The sequence below is a fragment of the Sphingopyxis sp. LC81 genome (assembly GCF_000756375.1).
Classification (GTDB): domain Bacteria; phylum Pseudomonadota; class Alphaproteobacteria; order Sphingomonadales; family Sphingomonadaceae; genus Sphingopyxis.
Genome location: NZ_JNFD01000011.1, coordinates 201,278 through 224,761 on the forward strand (window position 1 = coordinate 201,278; position 23,484 = coordinate 224,761).

24 protein-coding genes and 1 pseudogene are annotated in these 23,484 nt (G+C 66.3%); 16 read left to right on the plus strand and 9 right to left on the minus strand.

Annotated elements, in window-relative coordinates; all coding sequences use genetic code 11:
- Positions 1-3: 3 nt before the first annotated feature.
- On the plus strand, positions 4-2,256 hold the full coding sequence (locus FG91_RS07135) for a spermidine synthase (protein WP_037513737.1): 2,253 nt from the start codon (positions 4-6) through the stop codon (positions 2,254-2,256).
- A complete protein-coding gene (locus tag FG91_RS07140; RefSeq protein WP_037513624.1) occupies positions 2,253-2,801 on the plus strand; it encodes a gamma carbonic anhydrase family protein in 549 nt (182 codons plus the stop codon). The genes FG91_RS07135 and FG91_RS07140 overlap by 4 nt, the downstream gene beginning before the upstream one ends.
- 197 nt (positions 2,802-2,998) lie before the next feature.
- Here the strand turns inward: FG91_RS07140 and FG91_RS07145 are convergent, their stop codons facing one another.
- From FG91_RS07145 to FG91_RS07170, 6 genes are all read right to left on the minus strand, one after another.
- The gene (locus FG91_RS07145) at positions 2,999-3,571 is read right to left on the minus strand and encodes a urate hydroxylase PuuD (RefSeq protein WP_037513626.1); all 573 of its coding nucleotides are present in this window, start codon (positions 3,569-3,571) and stop codon (positions 2,999-3,001) included.
- Positions 3,572-3,652: 81 nt separating this feature from the next.
- Positions 3,653-4,324, minus strand: a complete 672-nt coding sequence (locus FG91_RS07150) for an inner membrane-spanning protein YciB (protein WP_037513627.1) — start codon at positions 4,322-4,324, stop codon at positions 3,653-3,655.
- Positions 4,321-5,247, minus strand: coding sequence for a signal recognition particle-docking protein FtsY (ftsY, locus tag FG91_RS07155; protein WP_037513628.1), 927 nt, complete (start codon positions 5,245-5,247; stop codon positions 4,321-4,323). Before ftsY ends, FG91_RS07150 begins: the two co-directional genes overlap by 4 nt.
- Positions 5,244-6,482, minus strand: coding sequence for a MiaB/RimO family radical SAM methylthiotransferase (locus tag FG91_RS07160; RefSeq protein WP_037513629.1), 1,239 nt, complete (start codon positions 6,480-6,482; stop codon positions 5,244-5,246). Before FG91_RS07160 ends, ftsY begins: the two co-directional genes overlap by 4 nt.
- The gene (gene dapF / locus FG91_RS07165) at positions 6,479-7,285 is read right to left on the minus strand and encodes a diaminopimelate epimerase (RefSeq protein ID WP_037513630.1); all 807 of its coding nucleotides are present in this window, start codon (positions 7,283-7,285) and stop codon (positions 6,479-6,481) included. Before dapF ends, FG91_RS07160 begins: the two co-directional genes overlap by 4 nt.
- Positions 7,286-7,336: 51 nt before the next feature.
- Positions 7,337-8,968 (minus strand): putative bifunctional diguanylate cyclase/phosphodiesterase, encoded by a 1,632-nt coding sequence (locus FG91_RS07170; protein ID WP_037513739.1) that lies wholly within the window; start codon positions 8,966-8,968, stop codon positions 7,337-7,339.
- Between the two features lie 248 nt (positions 8,969-9,216).
- On the opposite strand from FG91_RS07170, the gene ffh reads away from it, so the two are divergent.
- The 4 genes and pseudogenes from ffh (at position 9,217) to FG91_RS07190 (ending at position 13,428) form a co-directional block, all read left to right on the plus strand.
- A complete protein-coding gene (ffh, locus tag FG91_RS07175; RefSeq protein WP_037513631.1) occupies positions 9,217-10,665 on the plus strand; it encodes a signal recognition particle protein in 1,449 nt (482 codons plus the stop codon).
- 41 nt (positions 10,666-10,706) lie between these two features.
- Positions 10,707-11,144, plus strand: a pseudogene (rpsP, locus tag FG91_RS07180) (30S ribosomal protein S16); the annotation flags it as partial.
- Between the two features lie 213 nt (positions 11,145-11,357).
- The gene (gene rimM, locus FG91_RS07185; protein WP_037513634.1) at positions 11,358-11,852 is read left to right on the plus strand and encodes a ribosome maturation factor RimM; all 495 of its coding nucleotides are present in this window, start codon (positions 11,358-11,360) and stop codon (positions 11,850-11,852) included.
- Between the two features lie 58 nt (positions 11,853-11,910).
- Entirely contained in the window at positions 11,911-13,428 is a 1,518-nt protein-coding gene (locus FG91_RS07190) for a serine hydrolase domain-containing protein (RefSeq protein ID WP_037513635.1), read from the plus strand.
- Positions 13,429-13,509: 81 nt separating this feature from the next.
- Here FG91_RS07190 and FG91_RS07195 read toward each other — a convergent pair whose 3' ends face one another.
- Positions 13,510-13,710 carry a hypothetical protein gene (locus FG91_RS07195; RefSeq protein ID WP_037513636.1) on the minus strand — a complete coding sequence of 67 codons (201 nt, stop codon included), beginning with the start codon at positions 13,708-13,710 and terminating at the stop codon, positions 13,510-13,512.
- Between the two features lie 101 nt (positions 13,711-13,811).
- Here FG91_RS07195 and FG91_RS07200 point away from each other — a divergent pair, with 101 nt between their 5' ends.
- The gene (locus FG91_RS07200; protein ID WP_037513637.1) at positions 13,812-14,744 is read left to right on the plus strand and encodes a LysR substrate-binding domain-containing protein; all 933 of its coding nucleotides are present in this window, start codon (positions 13,812-13,814) and stop codon (positions 14,742-14,744) included.
- On the opposite strand, the gene FG91_RS07205 is transcribed toward FG91_RS07200, so the two are convergent.
- Complete coding sequence (locus FG91_RS07205) at positions 14,741-15,325, minus strand: bifunctional transcriptional activator/DNA repair enzyme AdaA (RefSeq protein WP_037513638.1); 585 nt, start codon at positions 15,323-15,325, stop codon at positions 14,741-14,743. The genes FG91_RS07200 and FG91_RS07205 overlap by 4 nt on opposite strands.
- Positions 15,326-15,450: 125 nt before the next feature.
- Here FG91_RS07205 and FG91_RS07210 point away from each other — a divergent pair, with 125 nt between their 5' ends.
- The 9 genes from FG91_RS07210 to FG91_RS07250 all read left to right on the plus strand — a co-directional run bounded on the left by FG91_RS07210 (position 15,451) and on the right by FG91_RS07250 (position 21,880).
- On the plus strand, positions 15,451-15,861 hold the full coding sequence (locus FG91_RS07210) for an SRPBCC family protein (protein WP_037513639.1): 411 nt from the start codon (positions 15,451-15,453) through the stop codon (positions 15,859-15,861).
- A gap of 38 nt (positions 15,862-15,899) precedes the next feature.
- Positions 15,900-16,637 carry a tRNA (guanosine(37)-N1)-methyltransferase TrmD gene (gene trmD, locus FG91_RS07215; RefSeq protein ID WP_037513641.1) on the plus strand — a complete coding sequence of 246 codons (738 nt, stop codon included), beginning with the start codon at positions 15,900-15,902 and terminating at the stop codon, positions 16,635-16,637.
- Positions 16,638-16,642: 5 nt separating this feature from the next.
- The gene (gene rplS, locus FG91_RS07220; protein ID WP_037513643.1) at positions 16,643-17,020 is read left to right on the plus strand and encodes a 50S ribosomal protein L19; all 378 of its coding nucleotides are present in this window, start codon (positions 16,643-16,645) and stop codon (positions 17,018-17,020) included.
- 98 nt (positions 17,021-17,118) lie between these two features.
- Positions 17,119-17,730, plus strand: coding sequence for a DUF1287 domain-containing protein (locus tag FG91_RS07225; RefSeq protein WP_081940468.1), 612 nt, complete (start codon positions 17,119-17,121; stop codon positions 17,728-17,730).
- Positions 17,731-17,777: 47 nt separating this feature from the next.
- Positions 17,778-18,803: an aspartate-semialdehyde dehydrogenase gene (locus FG91_RS07230; RefSeq protein WP_037513646.1), complete on the plus strand. Its 1,026-nt coding sequence runs from the start codon at positions 17,778-17,780 to the stop codon at positions 18,801-18,803.
- Between the two features lie 149 nt (positions 18,804-18,952).
- Positions 18,953-19,762 carry a dimethylarginine dimethylaminohydrolase family protein gene (locus tag FG91_RS07235; protein WP_235211971.1) on the plus strand — a complete coding sequence of 270 codons (810 nt, stop codon included), beginning with the start codon at positions 18,953-18,955 and terminating at the stop codon, positions 19,760-19,762.
- A gap of 142 nt (positions 19,763-19,904) precedes the next feature.
- A complete protein-coding gene (locus FG91_RS07240; protein ID WP_037513647.1) occupies positions 19,905-20,534 on the plus strand; it encodes a DUF2238 domain-containing protein in 630 nt (209 codons plus the stop codon).
- 2 nt (positions 20,535-20,536) lie between these two features.
- Complete coding sequence (locus FG91_RS20925) at positions 20,537-21,142, plus strand: hypothetical protein (protein ID WP_052187381.1); 606 nt, start codon at positions 20,537-20,539, stop codon at positions 21,140-21,142.
- Between the two features lie 6 nt (positions 21,143-21,148).
- Complete coding sequence (locus FG91_RS07250; protein ID WP_037513648.1) at positions 21,149-21,880, plus strand: DUF4336 domain-containing protein; 732 nt, start codon at positions 21,149-21,151, stop codon at positions 21,878-21,880.
- Between the two features lie 9 nt (positions 21,881-21,889).
- Here FG91_RS07250 and FG91_RS07255 read toward each other — a convergent pair whose 3' ends face one another.
- The gene (locus FG91_RS07255) at positions 21,890-23,479 is read right to left on the minus strand and encodes an MDR family MFS transporter (RefSeq protein WP_037513650.1); all 1,590 of its coding nucleotides are present in this window, start codon (positions 23,477-23,479) and stop codon (positions 21,890-21,892) included.
- Positions 23,480-23,484 lie beyond the last annotated feature (5 nt).

Below are 23,484 nucleotides of genomic sequence, written 5' to 3' on the forward strand. Positions count from 1 at the left end.
AGCGTGACCGCTTCCAATTCGCCGCGCCGCTGGCTGTTCGTGCTGACGATCCTCGTCGGCAGCTTCCTGCTCTTCCTCGTCCAGCCGATGGTCGCGCGCATGGTGCTGCCCAAATTGGGCGGCGCGCCGGCGGTGTGGAACAGCGCGATGCTAGTCTATCAGGCGCTGCTGCTCGGCGGTTACGCCTATGCGCACTGGCTCGGGCGATTCACTGTGCGGCGTCAGGCGGTCATCCACCTCGCGCTCTTCCTTGTCGCGGCGCTTTGGCTCCCGATCGGCATCGCGCAGATCGCGGCCCCCGGTCCGGGGCAGGAGGCGCTGTGGGTGCCCCTGCTCCTGCTCGCGTCGATCGGCCCCGTCTTCTTCGTCGTTTCGGCGCAGGCGCCGCTGATGCAGCGCTGGTTCGCCGCAGATACGCGCGCGGGCGATCCCTATTATCTTTATGCCGCCTCGAACCTCGGCAGCTTCGCGGGCCTCATCAGCTATCCGGCGCTCGTCGAGCCGACAATGCCGCTCGCGGCGCAAAGCTGGGGCTGGACGGCGGGCTATGCGCTGCTCGTGCTGCTCGTCGCGGGGGCCGCCGCGGCGCGCTGGCACGGCGCCGCCGAGGCGCATGCCGCCGTCACCGACGAACCACGCCCGAGCCTGCGCCGCCAGCTCCACTGGCTGCTGATCGCGGCGGTGCCGTCGGGGCTGATGCTGTCGACGACGACGCACCTCACGACCGACATCGTCGCGATGCCCTTGCTCTGGGTGCTCCCGCTCGGCCTCTATCTGCTCAGCTTCGTGATCGCCTTTTCGACGATGGAGCGGCCGACGCAGATCATCACGCTGATTGCGCCGGTCGTGCTGCTCGCGGTCGGCGGGCTCGGGCTGCTGAGCTCGGGCGGCGGGTCGATGATGGTCGCGCTCGCCAGCCTCGCGATGCTCTTCGTCGTCGCGACGGCGCTCCACGGCTATCTCTATCATCTCCGTCCCGCTGCGCAGCATCTGACGCTCTTCTATCTCATCATGTCGGCGGGCGGCGTGCTCGGCGGGCTGTTCGCGGCGCTGTTCGCGCCGCTGATCTTCGACTGGGTCTATGAGCATCCGCTGCTGATCCTCGCCGCGGCGATGCTGCTGCCGCTCCCCGCGCTGTTGCCGTGGGACAAATGGCTGGGGCTCGAAGCGAAAACCGCGCGCATCGCGGCGGCGGTGCTCGTCCTGATCGCGGCCTTTGGCGCCTGGCATATGGTCGGTGCCTGGACGGGCGCGCTCGACGACGCCGTTGCGGCGTGGGGCATCGCGATCTTCGTCATCGGCATGCTCGTCATCGGCTGGCGCTGGGCCTATGTGCCCGTGCTCGCGCTGCTCATGATCGGCGTCGGGGGCTGGGACACGATCCAGGAAAGCTTCACCGACGCGCGCGTGCGCAGCTATTTCGGCGTCTATACCGTCACCGATTACCCGGCATCGAACCAGCGCCGCCTTGCGCATGGCACGACGCTCCACGGCCTCCAGCGCACCGACGCCGCGCACCGGCGCGATCCGACGACCTATTATGGTCACCAGTCGGGTGTCGGGCTGACGCTCGACAAGGCCGCGTCGCTCGCCGGCCCGAATGCGTCGATCGGCATCGTCGGGCTGGGGGCGGGCACGCTCGCCTGCTATCGTAAGCCCGGCCAGCACTGGACGATCTTCGAGATCGATCCGGTGATGGTCGACATCGCGCGCGATCCGTCGAAATTCACCTTCCTGTCCGATTGCGCGGGCGACACGCCGATCGTCATCGGCGATGCGCGGCTCCAGCTTGCCAACCAGCCCGCGGGACACTTCGACGTCATCGTCATCGACGCTTTCTCGTCCGACGCGATCCCGCTGCACCTGCTGACCGAAGAGGCGATCGGCATTTATGCGCGCGCGCTGAAGCCCGATGGCATATTGCTCATCCATATCTCGAACCGCTTCTTCGATCTGGAGCCGGTGCTGGCGGCGGAGGCGAAGGCGCGCGGCTGGACGAGCGCGATCCGCATGGACCCGGGTCCGGTCGGCGACGAATATGGCGACCTGACCGGATCGAACTGGGTCGCGCTGACCGCGACGCCGCAGCGGATGCGGCAATTGACCGGCGGCATCCGCCCGCGCAAGGATTCGCGCGACCTCGACACCTGGGTGCCGCTCGACGCGCCCCCCGGTTTCGAACGCTGGACCGACGATTATGCCTCGACGCTGCCGGTCCTGATCTGGAAGAATATCATCGGAGGCCGCGACGAATGAACGACATCAGCATCATCAGCGTCAATGGCAAGACGCCGCAGATCGACCCCAGCGCCTTCATCGCGCCGGGATGCCGCATCATCGGCGATGTCGTGATCGGCCCCGACGTCAGCATCTGGTATAATTGCGTGCTGCGCGCCGATGTCAGCCGCATCGTCATCGGCGCGCGCTCGAACATCCAGGACGGCAGCATCGTTCATTGCGACGGCCCGATGCCGCACCGCCCCGAAGGCTTTCCGACGATCATCGGCGAGGATGTGCTGATCGGCCATCTCGCGATGGTGCACGGCTGTACGCTCGCCGACCGCGCGTTCGTGGGTCTCAAGGCAACGGTGATGAACGGATGCCGCATCGGCAGCGACGCGATGCTCGCGGCAGGCGCGCTCCTGACCGAGAACAAGGAAATCCCCGATCGCGAGCTGTGGGCCGGATCGCCCGCGCGGCGCGTGCGCGAGATCGACGATGCGCAGGCCGCGGGCATGCAGCTGGGCGTAGCGCATTATGTGATGAACGGCCGCATGCACAAGGCGGCGATCGAGGGTTGATGGCCCGCCAACCCTCCCCCTTGATGGGGGAGGCAGCGAGACTTGCGAACTCGTTCGCTAGTCGCAGCGGTGGGGGTGTGGCCTCGGCCCGAAACGGGCGGCGCTACGACGCATCATCACCCCCATCCAACTTCGCCTAATCGCTTCGCGATAAGGCTGCGTATCCTTCCCCCATCAAGGGGGAAGGATGAGCCGGCTTAGCTGAAGTTCACCATCGCATAGAGCATCGGGATCGACAGCAGGGTGTTGGTCCGCGAAAAGATCATCGCGGTCTTCGCGGCCTTCGCCTTGGTCGCATCGTCGGCCTCGACGATACCCAGCGCCTTCTTCTGGTTCGGCCAGATCAGGAACCAGACGTTGAACGCCATGATGAGGCCGAGCCACATGCCGACGCCGATCAGCTTGTACGGGTCCTGAAGGCCCAGCGCGGGCGCCAGATATTTGGCGTGGCCCGCGATCGCGAGGCCGAGCAGCACGGTGACGAGCGCCGCCCAGCGGAACCAGAACAGCGCGGCGGGCGCGATATGCTTGCCGACCGCAGGTTTCAGTTCGGCCGGGATCTTCGGCATCGTCGGAATCTGGACGAAGTTGAAATAATAAAGCAGGCCGATCCACAGCACGCCGAAGAAGGTGTGCAGCCAGCGCATGATCGCATTGCCCGCGGCGACCCCGTCCTCGAAATTCTGGCCATTGAGGCACAGCATCAGGACGATCGCGAGCACGAGGCCCGCGCCGAGCACGGCGTGCAGGTTTCCGAAAAATTTATCCATGGCAGTTCCCCCTGTTTATCGCGGCGCCGCGTGCGACCCGGAGCCGGTGACGCAGCTATGCCAGTCCGAGGGAGAAATGCATCAATTTTTGTCGGCGGCGGCCTCGTCGGGCACGGCGAGGCCGTTCTTCAGCATCACCGGAACCTGGCTGAAGGTGAAGAGGAAGGAGAGGGCGGTGACGCCCCAGACCTTGATCGTCAGCCACAGGTCGAAGCTCATCTGCTTCGCCTGGATCATCTCGTACATCACATGATTGGCGATACCGAGCGCGGCAAAGAAGATGCCCCAGTTGCGCGAGAGCAGCAGCCAGCCGCGGTCGGTCAGCCCCTCGAGCGCCGATTGCAGCAGATATTTGAGCATCGGCTTTTTGAACCAGTAACCGCCGAGCAGCAGCGCCGCGAAGGCGCCATAGATGATCGTCGGCTTCATCACGATGAAGCGCTCGTCGTGGAACCAGATCGTCAGCGCGCCGAAGCCGAGGACGAGGATGCTCGACATCCACAGCATCGGCGAAATCTTGCCGAGCTTCCATTTCGATACGACCATCGCGATGACGATCGCGACCATGAAGGCGACCGTGCCCTTGATCGCGGCGGTGGTCGCGGCGAACGCGCCTTCGCCTCCGGAGGAGAATTTATAGGCGAGGAAGAAGACGAGCAACGGCCCGAAATCGATCACGAAGTTGAGCCAGCCATGCTTCGCCGGCGGCGGTGCCGGGACCGACTCGGGGCCAGTGGGAAGCACGTCGCTCATCTTATGTTTCCTGCAATAATGCCCGCGATCTCGTCGGCATCGAACGGGCGAAGGTCGTCGATGGTTTCACCGATGCCGATCGCGTGGATCGGAAGCCCGTGACGCTCGGCGGCGGACACAAGCACGCCGCCGCGCGCCGTGCCGTCGAGCTTGGTCATCACGAGCCCGGTCACCCCCGCGACCTCGCGGAACACGTCGATCTGCGACAGCGCATTCTGCCCCGTCGTCGCGTCGAGCACGAGCACGACATCGTGCGGCGCGGCGGGGTTGAGGCGGCCGAGCACGCGCTTGATCTTGGCGAGCTCGTCCATCAACTCGCGCTTGTTCTGAAGCCGCCCGGCGGTGTCGACGATCAGCACGTCGATGCCGGTCGCGGTCGCCTGTTTGACCGCGTCGAACACGATGCCCGCCGAATCGCCGCCCTCGGGGCCCGCCATGATCGGCACGCCGAGCCGTTCGGCCCAGACCTTCAATTGGCCGATCGCGGCGGCGCGGAAGGTGTCGCCCGCGACGAGCATCACGCCATAATCCTGTTCCTGGAACAGGTGCGCGAGCTTGGCGATGGTCGTGGTCTTGCCCGACCCGTTGACCCCGATCACGAGGATGACCTGCGGGCGCGGAAAGGCGTCGATGTCGAGCGGTTCGGCGACGGGGCGCAGCACCGCGGCGATTTCCTCGGCGACGACCTTGCGCAGTTCCTCGGTGCCGTTCGCGGCGATGTCGCGGCGCTCGGCGAGGCGGCTCCGGATGCGCTCGGCCATCGCGGGGCCAAGGTCGGCGGTGATCAGCGCCTCCTCGATGCGGTCGAGATCATCCTCGTCGAGCCGCGCCTTGCCGGTCAGCCCCGCGAGATTTTCGCCGAGCCGCTCCGACGTGCGGCGAAATCCGCCGAGCAGCCGTTCGCTCCAGCTTTGGCCGGTCATGCCGCGATATCCTTTGCTTCGATAGGGGTGGCGATCATCCGGTCGCCGTCGCGCGCGTTCAGGCGCACGTCTATGATGGTGCCGGGCGCCGCGAGTGCGGTCAGCGCCACGGCGGCGAAATTTTCGGCATGGCCGCTAACACCATCGCGCTCGACGAGCATCGATGCGGTGCGGCCGACCTGCGTTTCGAGCCAGTCCTGCCGCCGCCGCGCATTGGCGTCGCGCAGGGTCGCGGCGCGCTCGCGGGCGATCGTGCGCCCGACCTGCGGCATCCGCGCGGCGGGCGTCCCGGCGCGCGGGCTGTAGGGAAAGATATGCCCGAAGACGATGTCGCAATCGTCGATCAGCGCCAGCGAGTTCGCGAACATCGCGTCATCCTCGGTCGGAAAGCCCGCGATCAGGTCGGCGCCGATCGCGATCTCTGCGCGCGCGGCCTTCAATCGCTCGATCAGGCGCACCGCGTCGGCGCGGCGGTGGCGGCGCTTCATGCGCGTCAGCACCATGTCGTCGCCCGCCTGCAGCGACAGGTGGACATGCGGCATCATGCGCTTTTCCTGCGTTAGCAAGGCGAATAGCGCGTCGTCGATCCGGTCCGGGTCGAGCGACGAGAGGCGGAGGCGCTCGACCGGCAGCGCCAGCAACGCCTCGACCAGCGCGGCGAGTGTCGTGCCGCTGTCGTCGCCATAGCTGGCGAGATCGACCCCGGTCAGGATGATTTCGCGCTGCCCGCGTGTCAGCGCGGTGCGCGCGGATGCGACGACAGCATCGACGCTCGCCGACCGCGCCGTCCCGCGCGCGAGCACCGTCGCGCAAAAGGTGCAGCTATGCGAACAGCCGGTCTGGACCCCGAGGAAAGCTCGCGCATGATCGGCGCCGGAAAGGGCGGGGGCGTAGGGGCGGGCGCCGACCGTGACCGCTCCGCCGCCGTAGCTCTGCGTAAGCCCCTTCGCATCATTGGAAACGACTCTTGCGCCCATCGCGGCGAAGGCAGCGCGTTCGAGTTCGGCGGCACATCCGGTCACGACAACCTCGGCGCCCGGCCGCTCGCGCAGCGCGCGCCGCACCGCCTGCCGCGCCTGCCGCACGGCTTCGTCGGTCACCGCGCAGCTGTTGAAGATGATCGTATCGCGCACGCCCGCGGCGCGCGCGGCCGCGCGAACCCCTTCGCCCTCGGCGATGTTCAGCCGGCAACCGAAATTGACGACCTCGACCGGGTCGGCGAGGGAAGCGCTCATCCGAACTGCGCCCAGTCGGTCTCGCCCTCATAGACGCGCGTCGCGGCGCCGCTCATCACGATCGGCTCGCCGGGCGCCCAGCGGATGACGAGGTCGCCGCCGGGCAGCGACACCGTCACCGGCGACTGGACGAGGCCCGCGCGGATCGCGGCGACCGCGGTCGCGCACGCGCCGGTCCCGCACGCCTGCGTCAGCCCGACGCCGCGTTCCCAGACGCGCAGCTGCAGCTGGTTTTCGCCGTCGAGGCTCGCGACATTGACGTTGACGCGCTCGGGAAACAGCGGGTCGGTCTCGATCCGCGGGCCCAGCTCGTCGAGCGCGACGGCGTCGGCTTCGGGCACGAAAAAGACGATGTGCGGATTGCCGACATTGACCCCGGCGCCATGCTCCAGCTCGTCCCACGCGACGGGCATGTCGCGCGTGTCCATCGGCATCGCGAGCGGAATATGCTCCCAGTCGAATTCGGGCTCGCCCAAGACGACTTCGGCACCGCCATCCGCAGGCGTGACGCGCAGCATGCCGCCGAGCGTCTCGATCACCGCGGGCTTGCCGATCAGCGTCGCGACGCAGCGCGTCGCATTGCCGCACGCCTCGACCTCGCCGCCGTCGGCGTTGAAGATGCGCATTTTCACGTCCGCGCTGGCCGAGGGTTCAAGCAGGATCAGCTGGTCGCACCCGATGCCGTGACGGCGGTCGGCAATCGCATGCGCGCGCGCCGGCGTCATTTCGACGCCATGCTCGCGCGCGTCGATCACGACAAAGTCGTTGCCGAGGCCGTGCATCTTGGTGAAGCGATCTGCCATAGTCCGCGCATGTAAGGGCGCGGGCGCGCGAAGTCTAGCGATGCGGCGGGATCAGGCCGACTTGCGCAGCTGCTCGTCGTCGCTGGCATCGGGGCCGGCGGGCGGCACCATCGGTACGCGCAGCAGGCCGCGGTCGGCGAGCAGCCGTTCGGTGTCGGCCGCCGACGAGGCGCGGCCGAAATACCAGCCCTGTCCCTTCGAACAGCCGAGGCGCGTCAGTTCGATCGCGGTCGCCTCATCCTCGACGCCCTCGGCGGTGATCGGCATCGCGAGGCTTTCGCCGAGCCGCACGATCGCGACGACGATCGCCTGCGCATCGGGGCTGCCGCGCATCGCGGCGACGAAGCTGCGGTCGATCTTGATCCGGTCGAACGGCAGCGCGCGCAGGTGCGACAGCGAGCTGTAGCCGGTGCCGAAATCGTCGAGGCTCAAGGATACGCCCTGATTCTTGAGGCTGGTGACGATCGATCGCACCAGCGGCAGATTCTCAAACAGCGAGCTTTCGGTGATCTCGACCTCGAGCTGCGCGGCGGGAAAGCCGACCTCGACCAGCAGCTTGGTGAGCTTCTGGCTGAACCACGGGTCTTTCAGCTGCTGCGGCGAGATGTTCACCGCGAGCATGATCGTCGGATCCCAGCGCTTGGCGATTTCCATCGCTTCGCGGATCACCTGCAGCGACAATTCGCCGATCAGGCCGCTTTCCTCGGCGACCGGGATGAAGCGTTCGGGCGGGATCATGCCATATTCGGGCGATTCCCAGCGCATCAGCATTTCGAAACCGATCAGGCGCCCGCTCGCGATATCGACCTGCGGTTCGAAATGCGGGACGAACTCGCCGCGCGGCATGCCGTCGCGAATGCCGGTTTCGATCTGGTTGCGGACCTGCACCGCCATTTCCATGCCGGTTTCGAACCAGATGTGGCGGTTCCGGCCTTCATCCTTGCCATGATACATGGCGATGTCGGCCTGGCGGACCATCGTTTCCATCGTCACGCTGGCATCGCTGGCGAGCGATATGCCCAGCGACGCGCCAATGCGGATCTGTTGCGCGTCGTGCGTGATCATATTGTCGAGCACCATGACGAGCTCGGCGGCCAGCGCGTCGATGTCGGCGCGCGCGGCGGGTTCGAACGTCAGCATCGCGACGAATTCGTCGCCGCCGAGCCGCGCCTTTGTCGCATTGGGCGGCAGGACCGCCGAGATGCGTTCGGCGGCGACCTGCAGCACGCGGTCGCCCGCGGCATGGCCGTGAATGTCGTTGACCGTCTTGAAATGGTCGAGATCGAGCAGGAACAGCGCGACCTGCCGCTTTTCGGCGATCGCGCCCGCGATCATCCGCTGCCCGGTCGCGAGCAGCGCGCGGCGGTTGAGAAAGCCCGTCAGCGGGTCGGTGTCGGCCAGGTAGCGCGCGCGTTGTTCGGCCTCGGTGCGTTCGCGGATTTCGCGATTGAGGTCTTCATAGCGGCGCCAGCCGAAAAGGATCAGCGCGACATTGAGGATCATCGCCGCGGCAAGCGCGCGGTCGGGCCCGCCGCCGATGCCGATCAATGCGCGCACGGCCGCCTGCATCACATTGCTGCCCGTGCCCACGAACAGCAGGATCGCGGCGACGACGATGCCCCCGGCTATGATGTCGCGTTTGGCGCCCTCGCTGCGGTCGAATTGCTTCGGCGTCGCTGTCATATGAAAATTCCCCACCATCGCCCGCTTTATGGGGCGAAGCGGTGAAATTTGGGTTAAATGCAGAATGGCGCCGCTCGCTTGCCAGTGTGCGCATATTTGTGTAGAGGCCGCCGCGTCCGCGCGCATCTTGCGTTCGGGCATATCGATGTCCGCGACGGAAAGTCTGTCCACGGATAGCCGCTGGTTGGCGAGGTTTCGCTCACCGGCGTCTTTTGCGTTGCGGGCTCGTAAGCAAGGATTTGAGGCGCATGTTCGACAGTCTGAGCAATCGGCTTGGCGATGTTTTCGGGAAGCTCCGCGGTCGCGGCGCGCTGACCGAGGCCGACGTGCGCGCGGCGATGCGCGAAGTGCGAATCGCCCTGCTCGAAGCCGACGTCGCGCTTCCCGTCGTGCGCACCTTCGTCGATCAGGTCACCGAACTCGCGATCGGCCAGAATGTCCTGCGCTCGGTCACCCCGGGGCAGCAGGTCGTCAAGATCGTCAGCGACGCGCTGACCGAAATGCTCGGTTCCGAAACCGCCGAGCTCGAAATCGCCGTCACCCCGCCCGCCGTGATCATGATGGTCGGCCTGCAGGGCTCGGGTAAGACGACGACGACCGCGAAGATCGCGAAGCGGCTCAAGGAAAAAGAGCGCAAGAAGGTGCTGATGGCGTCGCTCGACGTCAATCGCCCCGCCGCGCAGGAACAGCTCGCCGTCCTCGGCACCCAGATCGACGTCGCAACCTTGCCGATCGTCGCGGGGCAGCAGCCGGTCGAGATCGCGCAGCGCGCGATGCAGGCGGCGAAGCTGCAGGGCTATGATGTCCTGATGCTCGACACCGCGGGCCGCCTCCACGTCGACCAGCAATTGATGGACGAGATGCAGGCGGTGTCGCGTACGGCGAACCCCGCTGAAACGCTGCTCGTCGTCGACAGCCTGACGGGTCAGGACGCAGTGCAGGTCGCGCAGCGCTTTACCGACCAGGTGCCGCTCACCGGCGTCGTGCTCACCCGCATGGACGGCGACGCGCGCGGCGGTGCCGCGCTGTCGATGCGCGCCGTCACCGGCAAGCCGATCAAGTTCGCGGGCACCGGTGAAAAGCTCGACGGGCTCGAACTCTTCCAGCCCTCGCGCATCGCGGGCCGCATCCTCGGCATGGGCGACGTCGTCAGCCTCGTCGAACGCGCCGCCGAAACGATCCAGGCCGAAGAGGCCGAGGCGATGGCGGCGAAGATGGCCAAGGGCATCTTCGACCTCAACGATTTGCGCACCCAGCTCAACCAGATGCGCCGCATGGGCGGCCTCGGCGCGCTCGCGGGCATGATCCCCGGAATCAAGAAGGCGCAGGCGCAGATGGCGGCGGGCGCCGCCGACGACAAGATGCTCATTCATTTCGACGCGATCATGGGCTCGATGACCCCCAAGGAGCGCGCGAAGCCCGAAATCCTGACCGCGAAGCGCAAGATCCGCATCGCCAACGGGTCGGGCACGACGGTGCAACAGGTCAACAAGGTGCTGAAGATGCACCAGGAAATGGCCAGCGCGATGAAGAAGATCCGCAAGATGGGCGGGCTCAAGGGGCTCGGCGCGCTGTTCGGCAAGGGCGGCGGCATTCCCGGCATGGGCGGTATGGGCGGCGGCGGTGGCCTCCCGGGTCTCGGTGGAGGCGGATCGATCCCGCCCGAGCTCGCCAATCTGATGAATAAAAAGAAATAACTCGACGAAACTCCAAACATTAAACTCTGAAGGAAAATATCATGGCAACCTCCATTCGCCTCGCACGCGGCGGTTCGAAAAAGCGTCCTTACTACAAGATCGTCGTCGCTGATTCGCGCAGCCCGCGCGACGGCCGCTTCATCGAGCGTATCGGCAGCTACAACCCGCTGCTCGCCAAGGACAATCCCGAGCGCGTGAAGCTCGACGCCGACCGTGCGAAGCATTGGGTTTCGGTTGGCGCGCAGCCGACCGACCGCGTCGCCCGCTTCCTCGACGCCGCGGGTGTCCTCGAACGCGCTGCCCGCAACAACCCGAACAAGGGTGTCCCCGGTGAAAAGGCCAAGGAACGCGCCGAAGAAAAGGCCCAGAAGCTGGCTGACGCCGAAGAAGCCGCAGCCGCTGCTGCCGCCGCTCCGGCCCCGGAACCCGAAGTCGAAGCTCCGGCTGAAGAAGCTGCCGCTCCCGAAGCCGCTGAATCGGATGCAACCGGTTCGGTGAAGAGCGAAGAAACCGCCGAAGCCGTTGCCGAAGCCGTCGCCGACGAAACCCCGGCCGACGCGACCGCCGAAGACGCGACCGCGATCGCCGAAGAAGTCGCCGAAGGCGGCCCGGTTGCCGAAGCCGAAGAAGCTCCGGCCGCTGAAGAAGCGCCCGCTGCTGAAGCTGGCGAAGAAAAGGCCGAAGGCTAAACCTTGGCCGACGCGTCGCGCCCCGTCACCCTCGCCGCCATCGCCGGCGCGCACGGGGTGCGGGGCGAGGTGCGTCTCAAATTATTTGGCGAAGGCGCGGAGTCTCTCCGCGCCTTTTCCGTTTTCGACGCGGGCGACCGCAAGCTTACGTTGAAATCGGTGCGCCCGGCCAATCAGGGCGCGGTCGCGACCTTTGCCGAAATCACCGACCGCAGCGGCGCCGAAGCGCTGCGCGGCACCGTGCTCACCGTCCCGCGCTCGGCGCTGCCGCCCTTGGGCGAGGGCGAATATTACCACCACGACCTGCTCGGCCTGCCGTGCGTGTCGACCGATGGCACGGCGATTGGCCATGTCGCCGCGATCGACAATTTCGGCGCGGGCGACATCCTCGAAATCGAAAAGCCCGACCGCAAGCGGTTCATGGTGCCGATGACCGCACAGGCGGTGCCGGCATGGACCGACGAGGTCGTGACCGTGAACGCGGCGTTCGTCGAATAGCCGATTGTCCTGACCCGCCAGTCTGATAGCCCCGTCGCAAATGACCGGGGAGATTGTCATGCGCTGGAAATCGGGTTTCGCTTTTGCTCTCATGCTTACAGGCGCGGTTCCCGCCACGGCGCAGGAAACGGCCCCCCAAACCCTCGACCAGCTCGCCCCCGAAATCGACGCGCTTTTCGCCAAATTTCAGGCCGAACAGCATGTTCCGGGCGTCGTCTATGGCGTCGTCAAGGACGGCAAGCTCGCCTATGTGAAGGGCCTCGGCGTCCAGAATATCACCGACAAAGGTGCGGTGACCCCCGATAGCCTGTTCCGCATCGCCTCGATGACCAAGGCGTTCACCGCGCTGTCGATCCTGAAGCTGCGCGACGAAGGCAAGCTCCGCCTCGACGACCTTGCCGAACAACATGTGCCCGAAATGAAGGGCTGGACCTATCCGACCAAGGACAGCCCGCGTATCCGGGTGCGCGACCTGCTCCAGCATGTCGGCGGCTTTGTCACCGACGATCCGTGGGGCGACCGCCAGCAGGTGCTGCCGCAGGAGGATTTTACCCGGATGATCGCGGCGGGGGTGCCGTTCAGCCGCGTGCCGCAGAGCCAACATGAATATTCGAACTTCGGCTATGCCTTGCTCGGCCGGATCGTCGCCAATGCTTCGGGCATGCCGTACACGGCCTATGTCCAGCGGACGATCCTGACCCCGCTCGGCATGGCGAGCAGCGGCTTTGACGCGCCGAAAGCCCCGAAAGCGCGCTACGCGCTCGGCTATCGCTGGGAAAACGATCGCTGGACCGCCGAGCCCGAGATGGTCGACGGCGCCTTCAACGCGATGGGCGGGCTGCAGGTCAGCGCGAACGACTATGGCAAATGGGTCGCCTTCCTGCTCTCGGCATGGCCCGCGCGCGACGATGCCGACACCGGCCCGGTCAAGCGTGCAACGGTGCGCGAGATGGCGCAGGGGCTGAACTTCACTTCGGTGGTCAATCGGACCGGGGCGAGCGGCGGCGCCGCGTGCAAGCTGTCGAGCGCCTATGGCATGGGCTGGCGCGTCGCGCAGGATTGCGACCTCGGCCTGACGCTCGCGCATGGCGGCGGCTATCCGGGCTATGGCAGCCATGTGATGCTGATGCCCGATCATGGCGTCGGCGTCTTCGCGCTGTCGAACCGCACCTATGCCGGACCGTCGGGCCCCGCGTGGGACACCGCGGTCGCCATGGACAAGGCGGGGCTGCTCGAAACGAGCGCCGTGCCGGTGTCGCCGGCGGTGGCGGACGCCTATGCGGCGGCCAGGGCGGCCTATGCCGCGGGCGACCTCGGCCCGCTGCAGGGCAAGCTCGCGATGAACTTCCTGCTCGATCGCTCGGCCGAGAACTGGAAGGCCGAATTTACGAAGCTGACGGCCGAGGTGGGGGCGTGCCCGACCGACGAACCCCTCGCGCCGACTGGCGCGATGTCGGCCGCCTTCCGCCTCAATTGCGAAAAGGGCAAGCTCGACGGGATATTACTGCTCGCGCCGACGGCGCCCGCCACGATTCAGGCGTTGCGGTTCCGCGTCGTGCCGCCCGAGGTGCGCTGATGTCGACGGGGTGAGGCCTTAGCAAGGGACAGCCTCACCCCGTTTCGCCCTGGACCTTTGAGAGGGGAGGGCAGGGGAAATTTATCGCACCCGGCGCGGGCGGATGCCGCAGCGCGCGGCGGCGCGGGTGAAGACGCTGTCTTCGCCGGGCGCGCTCGGCAAGGCGATCCATTCGCCGAGGCGGCGGAACGGGGTCGCGAGCCAGTGGAGGCCGCGGGCGATATCGGCGCTGAAATGATCATGACCGTCATTCCAAACGCGCATGAACTGCTCGTCTTTCATCGTTCATCTCCTTTCGCTTGATGTAACCTAGATGCACCTCATGGCGCCCCGCCGCCAACAAAAGGCGTAGACCATATTATAAGCTGAGCTTATAAGGCGGTATGTCCCGCCTGCCGCCCCTCGCCGCCGTGCGCACCTTCGAAGCCGCTGGCCGTTTGCAGAATTTCTCGCGCGCTGCCGAGGAGCTGGGGCTGACGCAGGCCGCGGTCAGTTATCAAATCCGCCAATTGGAGGATCGACTCGGCCGCGCGCTCTTCGTGCGCGAAAAGGGCCGCGTGCGCCTCTCCGAAACCGGGCAGCGGCTGCTCCCCGCGATCAGCAACGCCTTCGCGACGATGGGCGACGCCTTCGCCGCGCTCGGCAGCGACGAGGCCGATGTGCTGACGATTAACGCCGCGACCAGCTTCGGCGGCACCTGGCTCAGCGCGCGCATCGGCAGCTTCCAGCTCCAATATCCCGAACTCGCGGTGCGCATGGCGATGAGCAACGATCTGATCGACTTCGACGCTTCGAACGTCGACGTCGCGATCCGCATCGGCAAGGGGGTGTGGCCGGGGCTGCGTGCCGATTTCCTGATGCGCCAATATCTCGCGCCGATCGCCTCGCCGGCCTTTATCGAAGAACATGACATTCGCGAGCCCGCCGACCTGCTGCGCGTCCAGCGGCTCGCGCCGAACGACAGCTGGTGGGCCGAATGGTTCGCCCTGGCCGGCGTGGCGAGGCCGCCGGCGTCGACACGGCGCGGGATCGAACTCGACAGCCAGTTGCAGGAAGGCAGCGCGGTACAGGCGGGTTTTGGTGTCGCGATGATGACCCCGCTCTATTGGCAGGGCGAGCTCGCGAGCGGGCGGCTGGTCCAGCCCTTCGACACGCTCTATGTTTCGGCCTCGTCGGGCATGTGGCTCGTCCACCGCGACAACCGTGTCGGCGTGCGCAAGATCGAGCGCTTCCGCGAATGGCTGCACGCCGAAATCGAGAAGGATCGCCACCTGTTGTCCGACGCGCTATTGGAGCCGCCGCCCGAACCGCGCTAACGCCTCGCGCGGCGCTTCAACATGCTCGGCGCCCGGCGATAGACCTGCTGGAAGGCCGCATTGAACGACCGCACGCTGCCAAAGCCTGCCGCCAGCGCGATGTCGGTCATGCCAAGGTCGGTGGTATCGATCAGTCGCTTGGCGCGCTGGATGCGCGCCGTGCGCGCGGCGGCGAGCGGTGTGGTGTCGAGATGGCGGCGGAACAACCGCGTCAGATGGCGCGCGCCGATGCCGAGCCGCGCCGCCAGCGCCTCGACGTCTGCCTGGTCGAGCGCGCCGTCCTCGATCAGCCGCAGCGCGCGATCGACGGTCGCGCGGGTGCCGTTCCACGCCGGCGAGCGCGGCGCCGTCTCCGGCCGGCAGCGAAGGCAGGGGCGAAAGCCCGCGCGCTCGGCCGCCGCCGCGCTGCGATAATAGCTGACGTTGCGTGAGAGCGGCTGGCGCACCGGGCAGACCGGTCGGCAATAGATGCCGGTCGATTTGACCGCGATGAAGATGACCCCGTCATAGGCCGGATCGCGCGCATAGCGCACCCGTTCGCACAGCGCGAAATCGAGGTCGGGTTCGTCGGGCGGCGTCATGCGCTCTTTATACGGGAATCCGCCGTGCTTGTCCGGGGGTGTCGGTGACCGCGTCCGATTCCTGCCAGCGATGGTGCGGCGGCGCCGCTATCATCGGCGGCATATCCAGAGCAGGAGCAAGCCCGATGGCCTCGATCCACCACGACATCTTCATTGCCGCCGACCCCGCCACGATCTGGGACGCCGCGCGCGACGTCGGCCGGCTCCACGACCGGCTCGTCCCCGGGTTCGTCGCCGCCACCGAAATGATCGAAGGCGACGGCGCGCCGGTGCGCCGCGTCACCTTTGCGAACGGCGCGGTGGCCGACGAAACGATCGTCTCGGTCGACGATGACCGCCGCCGCCTCGTCTGGGCGATCAAGGCGTTCGAACATCATAATGGCGTGCTCGAAGTCGCCGGGGCGGAAGGCGGCGCGCGGGTGCGCTGGACCGCCGACATCCTGCCCGATGCGCTCGCGCAGCAGGTCGCACCGATGATGGCTGAGGGGCTGGCGCGCATGAAGGCGCATATGGAGCGCGTGCGCGTCGACAGCTGACGCTTGCCAAGCGGGGTCGGTGGGCGGCATGGGGTAGCATGACCTTCACCGCCGTCCCCCTGACGCTTTACCCCGACATGTTCCCCGGCCCGCTGGGGCACAGCATGGCGGGGCGCGCGCTCGAAAGCGGGACGTGGCACTGCGCGCCGGTGCAGATCCGCGATTTTGCGACCGACAAGCATCGCACCGTCGACGATACGCCCGCGGGGGGCGGCGCGGGGATGGTGCTCAAGGCCGATGTGCTGGGCGCGGCGATCGACCATGCGGTGGCGGCGCATCCGGACCTTCCGATCCTCGCGATGACCCCGCGCGGCACCCCGATCACGCAGGCGCGCGTGCGCGCCCTTTCGGCGGGTCCGGGCGCGATCATCCTCTGCGGCCGGTTCGAAGGATTCGACGAACGCATCTTCGACGCAAGGCCAATCGAAGAGGTGTCGATGGGCGACATCATCCTGTCGGGCGGCGAGATGGGGGCGCTGCTGTTGCTCGACGCTTGCATTCGGTTGCTTCCCGGCGTAATGGGCGCGGCTTCAAGCGGGGACGACGAATCGTTCGAAAACGGTTTGCTCGAATATCCGCACTATACCCGGCCCGTAAATTGGGAAGGGCGCACGATCCCCGAAGTGCTGCGATCGGGGGATCATGCGAAGATCGCGGCCTGGCGGAAACAACAGGCGGAAGATCATACACGGTTACGCAGGCCGGACCTTTGGGAGCGCCATGAGGGCGCTCGGGACCGACCTGCCTCTGGCGCGCGGCGAAAAGAAAAGGACTAGAGGACATGAACCTCATCCAGACGATCGAAGCCGAAGAAATCGCCAAAGCGGCGAAGACCATTCCGACCTTCCGTCCCGGCGACACGCTGAAAGTCGGCGTGAAGGTGGTCGAAGGCGAACGCACCCGCGTCCAGAATTTCGAAGGCGTGTGCATCGCACGCTCGAACAAGGGCATGGGCTCCAACTTCACCGTGCGCAAAATGTCGTTCGGCGAGGGTGTCGAGCGCGTGTTCCCGCTCTATTCGCCCAACATCGACTCGATTACCGTCATCCGCAAGGGTGCCGTGCGTCGTGCGAAGCTTTACTATCTTCGTGGCCGCACTGGTAAATCGGCGCGTATTGCGGAGCGCCGCGAATACCGGTCGGAAGCCGGCGAAGGCTAAGGAGAGCTTCTCCTCTACAAAGCCGAAACAGCTTTCAAAAACGACCGGTTCCGCCAACAGGCAGAGCCGGTCGTTTTCTTTTGGGCAAAGCGAATTTCATGCAGCAGTCCGTCCTCCCGTTCCAGCCGACGCGGCGCGCCTTTCTTGGCGCGGTGCTCGCATTCGGCGTGTCGGGCGAGGCGATGGCGCTCACCAATGCGCAGCGCATCGTCGCGGCGGCGCGGCGGCAGGTCGGCGTGACGCTTTCCTATGATCCCGCCTACACGGTCCTGCGTTTCCCGAACGGCGACGTCGACCGCGCGAAGGGCGTGTGCACCGATGTCGTGATCCGCGCCTTTCGCGATGCGCTCGGCCACGACCTGCAGGCCCTTGTAAACGCCGACATGCGCGCCAATTTTGCAGCCTATCCCAAAAACTGGGGGCTCGGCCGCCCCGACCGCAATATCGACCATCGCCGCGTGCCCAACCTCGCGATCTATTGGCGGCGGCAGGGCGCCTCGCTGCCAGTAACGACCAATCCCGCCGACTGGCGCCCGGGCGACATCTTCACCGCGATGGTGAACGGCCGTCTGCCGCACACCGGCATCGTGTCCGACCGCAAGGATACGACGGGCGTGCCGCTCGTCCTCCACAATATTGGCGGCGGCACGCGCGAGGAGGATGCGCTGTTCGACCATAAGCTGACCGGCCATTTCCGCTGGAAAGTCTGAATTATCGTAACGTTTTCAACCGAGTTCTTGCCTTGAGGAGTGAGTAAATGGGTTATCGTATCGTAGTCGCCGGAGCCACGGGCAATGTCGGGCGCGAAGTGCTCGCCATTCTCGCCGAGCGCGAATTTCCCTACGACGAACTGGCGGCGGTCGCATCGTCGCGCAGCCAGGGCGATGAGGTCGAAATCGGCGATACCGGTAAAACCGTGAAGTGCCAGAATATCGAGAATTTCGACTGGGCCGGCTGGGACATGGCGATCTTCGCGATCGGCAGCGACGCGACCGCGATCCACGCGCCGAAGGCCGCCGCGGCGGGCTGCGTCGTGATCGATAATAGCTCGCTCTACCGCATGGACCCCGACGTGCCGCTGATCGTGCCCGAAGTGAACCCCGACGCGATCGACGGCTATACCAAGCGCAACATCATCGCGAACCCGAACTGCTCGACCGCGCAGATGGTCGTCGCGCTGAAGCCGCTGCACGACGCGGCCAAGATCAAGCGCGTCGTCGTATCGACCTATCAGTCGGTGTCGGGCGCGGGCAAGTCGGGCATGGACGAGCTGTGGAACCAGACGCGCCAGATCTTCGTCGGCGACGAAAAGGACATCCAGAAGTTCACCAAGCAGATCGCCTTCAACGTCATCCCGCACATCGACAAGTTCCTCGACGACGGCTCGACCAAGGAGGAATGGAAGATGGTCGTCGAGACCAAGAAGATCCTCGATCCGAAGATCAAGGTCACCGCGACCTGCGTCCGCGTCCCCGTCTTCGTCGGCCATTCGGAAGCGATCAACATCGAGATGGAGGATGAACTGTCGGCCGAGGACGCGCAGCGCATCCTGCGTGAGGCGCCCGGCGTCGTGCTCCACGACAAGCGCGAGGACGGCGGCTATATCACCCCCGTCGAATGCGTCGGCGACTTCGCGACCTTCGTGTCGCGCGTGCGCGAAGACCCGACGGTCGAAAATGGCCTCAACCTTTGGTGCGTCAGTGATAACCTCCGCAAAGGCGCAGCGCTGAACGCGGTGCAGATCGCCGAACTGCTCGGCCGCCGGCACCTCAAGAAGGGCTGAATCCAGATCCTCCCTGTCGCGCAGCGATGGGGAGGGGGACCGCCGCGAAGCGGTGGTGGAGGGGTTGCGACGTCGCGTCACTACCCCTCCGTCAGCGCTTCGCGCTGCCACCTCCCCATGCCTGCGGCACAGGGAGGATCGCCGTGGCGATGGCGAAGCATTCAAGCTATGCCGCTGGCATGACCAGCCCCTATGCCTTCACCCACGCCCTCTGCCGCGCCCCCGCCCCATCGGCGGTGAGCGGCATCCGCGCCAACGGCGGCCCCGACCCCGATTTCACCGGCCTTACTGCCGAGCATGCAGCCTATGTCGGGGCGCTCCGCGAACTCGGTCTCGCCGTCGAAGTCCTCGAACCGCTCGACGATTTCCCCGACGCGCTGTTCACCGAAGACGTCGCGCTGACCTTTCCCGAAGGCGCGATCCTGCTCCGCCCTGGCGCGCCAAGCCGCGCGGGGGAAGTGGCGCATATCCGCGAGGCGCTCTCGGCGCGCCACGCCACTTTGCTCGAATTGACCGGCCCCGGCCATGTCGACGGCGGCGATGTGCTGCGCCTTGCCGACCGCGTGATTATCGGCCTGTCCGACCGCACCGACCGCGCGGGCGCCACCGAACTCGCGGCTTTGCTCGAACGGCTGGGTTATCGCGCCCAGATCGCGGTGACGCCCGCGGGCGTGCTCCATTTCAAGACCGGCTGCAGCCTGATCGACGAAAGCACGATCCTCGCCGTACCCGCGATGCGCGACTGCCCCGAATTTGCGGGCCTCGAAGTCGTGCTGACCCCGACCGGCGAAGAGGGGGCGGCGAATATCCTCCGCGTGCGCGATACCGTTCTCATCGGCGCGCGGTGGCTGGCGACGCAGGCGATGCTGGCAGCGCGCGGCGTGCCTTTCCGCCCGCTGCCGACCGACCAGATCGCGCGCATCGACGCGGGGCTCAGCTGCATGTCGCTGCGCTGGTGACGCATCGAAAATCGCTGTCCTACAATATCTTGCTGCATTAGGTCTTCGACATGATGCAAGCACCGACCTCGCGCCCGATACATGCATTTGCGAGTGAAGTTAGGCAGTTTTCCGCCATTCCTGTCTCGGCGGATTTCGGTCGATGACGACTGCTCCGGCGCGCCCCGAAGCGCAAAGGCCGCTGATCGGCCTGCTCCTTGCCCTCCTCCTCCTCGCGCAGATCGACCAGCCCTATCCCGAAGTTGCGCTGCTCCAGCATATCCCGACGATGCTGCTGATCGTCGCCTCGCCCTGGCTGCTCCGCCACTGGCCGCTATCGACGCCAGCCGTCGCGTGCATCGCGCTCTTCATGGCGCTCCACACGCTCGGCGGGCGCTACGCCTACAGCAATGTCCCCTATGACGATTGGGTGCGCGCGCTGACCGGAACGAGCCTCTCCGACGCCTTTGGCTGGACGCGCAACCATTATGACCGCCTCGTCCATTTCACCTTCGGCGCGCTGTCGGTGATCCCCGTCGCCGAGATCGCACGGCGTTGGGGCGGGCTTGGCCCGCGCGGTGCGGCGTTAACCGTGCTTGGCTGGGTCCTCGCCATCTCGTGCCTCTATGAAATCTTCGAATGGCTGCTCACCATCGTCGCGGCGGGCGAAACCGCCGACCGCTACAATGGACAGCAGGGCGACATCTGGGACGCGCAAAAGGATATGGCGCTCGCGCTGCTGGGTGCGATAGGGGTGATGGCGATGGGGCCGATCATCGGAAACAGGAGATAGGCATGCGCAAGTTCACGACCCTCGCGATGGTGGCGCTTCTCGCCGCGTGCAAACCCGCCGCCGACAAGGCCCCCGCCGACGCCGATCCCGTCGCCCCGGCGGTGCCCGAGGCGAAGGCCGACGGGCCGAACGCGGCGACCACCGCGGTCAGTCTCGACGGCGAGGGGCTGCGCTTCGTCGACACGAACAGCGGCAAGACCAGCCTGCTCGCCTTCGGCGTCCCGCGCGCGCAGGCGGAGGCCGCGCTAGCCAATGTCGCGGGCAAGGAAGACGACCGCAGCACCAACGAGGAATGCGGCGCGGGCGCGATGGAATTCACCCGCTACGACGCGATGACGCTCAATTTCCAGGGCGGCAAGTTCGCCGGCTGGTTCCTCGGCAACGAACCCGGCGCCGACAGCTATTCGACGATGAGCGGCATCGCCATCGGCACAACGCGCGCCAAGGCAAAGGAATCGGTGTCGATCGTCGACCTAGAGGACAGCACGCTGGGCGAGGAGTTCAGCATCGGCACCGGCGACAACCTCATCGGCGGCATGTTCGCGGCGCCCGGCGACGCGGCAAAGATCGACGCGCTGTTCGCGGGGGCGAACTGCTTCTTTCGCTGACATCATATGACCAGCTTCATCCCCTACGCGCCGCTCAACGTGCCGAAGCCGTTCGGCGAGGATATCTGGATCGTCGACGGGCCGGAGATCCGCATGGATTTCGGACCCGGCTCCTTTCCCTTTCCGACCCGGATGACCGTCGTGCGGGTCGATGGCGCGTTGTGGATCCATTCGCCGATCGCACCCGACGAGGCCCTGTTCGATGCGATAGACCGGCTGGGGACGGTCGCGTGGCTGGTCGCCCCAAACAGCATTCATTATTGGTATGTCGCCGACTGGCAAGAACGCTATCCGGGCGCGCGGACCGCGGCGGTGCCGGGGCTCGACACAAAGGCGAAGCGGCCTTTCCGCATCGATGCGTGGCTCGGCGATGCGATCGACGGCTGGCCCGAACCGGTCGACACCATCCTCGTGCCCGGCACCACGGTGACCGAGGCGGTTTTCTTCCACCGTCCCTCGCGCACCGTCCTGCTCACCGATCTGATCGAGAATTTCGAGCCGCAGCGGGCGCGCAGCGCGCTGACCCGCTCGATCATTCGCCTCGCGGGCGTCGCGCATCTCAGGGGGAGGACGCCGCCCGACATGCGGCTGACCTTCTGGCCAAAGCGGAGCGCGGTGCGGGCGGCGGTCGAGGGCATCCTCGACTGGGATTGCGAGCGCGTCGTGATGGCACACGGCTTGCCCTATGACAGCGGCGGCGCCGCCGAGCTGCGGCGGGCTCTCGGGTGGGCGGTATAGCTACTGCGCCTAATGCCCCATATCCGCCGCCGACGCCTTCGGCCCGCCCGGTTTCGGCGGCCGTAGCAGCAGCACCAGTGGCACCGACGCCAGCGTCACCCACATCATCGCCCAGAAATCGTCGATATAGGCGACCATCGCCGCCTGCCGGTTGATCTCGGCATTGATCATCGCCAGCGCCGCATCGCCCGCGATGCCGAAGCGGTCGGCGGTCGACGGGTCGAGCAGGGCGACCGAGCTGTTGGTGACGTGCGCTGCCAGATCCTCGTGACTCGTCTGGATGTTCGAACCGAGCAGGGTGGTGACGATCGAGATGCCGACCGACGCGCCGAGGCTGCGGAACAGGTTGAGCAGGCTCGACCCGTCGGTACGATATTGCGGCTCGATCGTCGCGAACGCCATGGTGTTCAAGGGAATGAAGATCAGCCCCATGCCGAGGCCCTGCACCAGCCCGCTGATGATCACCGGCTGCATCCCCATTTCGAGCGACCAATGGCTCATCTGCCACAGCGAGTAAGCGGCGATGAGCAGGCCGGTTCCGACCAGCCAGCGCGCGTCGATCTTGCCGAGCAATTGTCCCGCGACCCACATGCTCGCAAGGATGCCGATCCCGCGCAGCGCGAGCACGATGCCGGTGTCGATCACCGGCCAGCCGAACAGATTCTGCAGCATCGGCGGCAGCAGTGCCATCGACGCGAACATCACGACGCCGATCACGACCATGAATCCCATCGCGGTGATAAGGTTGCGGTCGGCGAGCATCGCGCGGCTGAACAAGGGCGCGCGCGCGGTGAGCATATGGACGATGAACATCCACAGGCAGGAAATGGCGACGCCAAGTTCGATCCAGATTTCGATGCTCTCGAACCAGTCCTGATGCGCGCCGCGGTCTAACATCAGCTGGAGCGCGGCGAGCCCGAGCGCGAGCATCGAGAAACCGAACAGGTCGAACCGCCGCGTGACGCTTTTTGTCTTGGGCAGCAGCGCCCACATCATCGCGAGCGTGATCAGCCCGACGGGCAGGTTGACGTAAAAGACCCAGCGCCAGTTGACGCTTTCGGTCAGCCAGCCGCCCAATATCGGCCCCAGGATCGGCCCGATCATGATCCCCATGCCCCAGATCGACATCGCGCGTGCGTGGCGTTCGGGCGGGTTGATGTCGAGCATCACCGATTGCGACAGCGGGCCGATGAAGGCGGCGCTGACCCCCTGCAGAAAACGGAAGGCGACCATTTGTTCGAGCGATTGCGCGGCGCCGCACGCCATCGACGCGACGATGAAGCCCGCGACCGCGGCGATGAACAATTCGCGCCGTCCGATCCGGTCGGCGAGCCAGCCGGTGATCGGCATCGCGACCGCCGAGGCGAGGATATAGCTCGTCAGCACCCACGTCACCGTCTCGCTCGTGGCGCCGAGCGCCGACTGCATATGCGGGATCGCGACATTGGCGATCGTCGTGTCGAGGATCTGCATGATCGACGCGCCCATCACGGCGACGGTCAGCAGCCCGCGATAGCGCACGCGTTCGTGCAGCGGGATCGACTCGTCGTCAGGGAGCGCCGCGGCGGACGGCCGACGGGGAAGGGCGTTGCTCGCCACGGGAC

Coding starts and splice junctions, on each gene's coding strand:
- FG91_RS20925 (WP_052187381.1), top strand. CDS start 20,537: ATGCGCAAGTTCACGACCCTCGCGATGGTGGCGCTTCTCGCCGCGTGC.
- FG91_RS07150 (WP_037513627.1), bottom strand. CDS start 4,324: ATGAGCGACGTGCTTCCCACTGGCCCCGAGTCGGTCCCGGCACCGCCG.
- FG91_RS07160 (WP_037513629.1), bottom strand. CDS start 6,482: ATGAGCGCTTCCCTCGCCGACCCGGTCGAGGTCGTCAATTTCGGTTGC.
- FG91_RS07235 (WP_235211971.1), top strand. CDS start 18,953: ATGGCGAAGCATTCAAGCTATGCCGCTGGCATGACCAGCCCCTATGCC.
- dapF (WP_037513630.1), bottom strand. CDS start 7,285: ATGGCAGATCGCTTCACCAAGATGCACGGCCTCGGCAACGACTTTGTC.
- FG91_RS07145 (WP_037513626.1), bottom strand. CDS start 3,571: ATGGATAAATTTTTCGGAAACCTGCACGCCGTGCTCGGCGCGGGCCTC.
- FG91_RS07230 (WP_037513646.1), top strand. CDS start 17,778: ATGGGTTATCGTATCGTAGTCGCCGGAGCCACGGGCAATGTCGGGCGC.
- FG91_RS07200 (WP_037513637.1), top strand. CDS start 13,812: ATGTCCCGCCTGCCGCCCCTCGCCGCCGTGCGCACCTTCGAAGCCGCT.
- FG91_RS07205 (WP_037513638.1), bottom strand. CDS start 15,325: ATGACGCCGCCCGACGAACCCGACCTCGATTTCGCGCTGTGCGAACGG.
- FG91_RS07195 (WP_037513636.1), bottom strand. CDS start 13,710: ATGAAAGACGAGCAGTTCATGCGCGTTTGGAATGACGGTCATGATCAT.
- FG91_RS07210 (WP_037513639.1), top strand. CDS start 15,451: ATGGCCTCGATCCACCACGACATCTTCATTGCCGCCGACCCCGCCACG.
- ftsY (WP_037513628.1), bottom strand. CDS start 5,247: ATGACCGGCCAAAGCTGGAGCGAACGGCTGCTCGGCGGATTTCGCCGC.
- FG91_RS07190 (WP_037513635.1), top strand. CDS start 11,911: ATGCGCTGGAAATCGGGTTTCGCTTTTGCTCTCATGCTTACAGGCGCG.
- FG91_RS07225 (WP_081940468.1), top strand. CDS start 17,119: ATGCAGCAGTCCGTCCTCCCGTTCCAGCCGACGCGGCGCGCCTTTCTT.
- ffh (WP_037513631.1), top strand. CDS start 9,217: ATGTTCGACAGTCTGAGCAATCGGCTTGGCGATGTTTTCGGGAAGCTC.
- trmD (WP_037513641.1), top strand. CDS start 15,900: ATGACCTTCACCGCCGTCCCCCTGACGCTTTACCCCGACATGTTCCCC.
- FG91_RS07140 (WP_037513624.1), top strand. CDS start 2,253: ATGAACGACATCAGCATCATCAGCGTCAATGGCAAGACGCCGCAGATC.
- FG91_RS07170 (WP_037513739.1), bottom strand. CDS start 8,968: ATGACAGCGACGCCGAAGCAATTCGACCGCAGCGAGGGCGCCAAACGC.
- rplS (WP_037513643.1), top strand. CDS start 16,643: ATGAACCTCATCCAGACGATCGAAGCCGAAGAAATCGCCAAAGCGGCG.
- FG91_RS07240 (WP_037513647.1), top strand. CDS start 19,905: ATGACGACTGCTCCGGCGCGCCCCGAAGCGCAAAGGCCGCTGATCGGC.
- FG91_RS07250 (WP_037513648.1), top strand. CDS start 21,149: ATGACCAGCTTCATCCCCTACGCGCCGCTCAACGTGCCGAAGCCGTTC.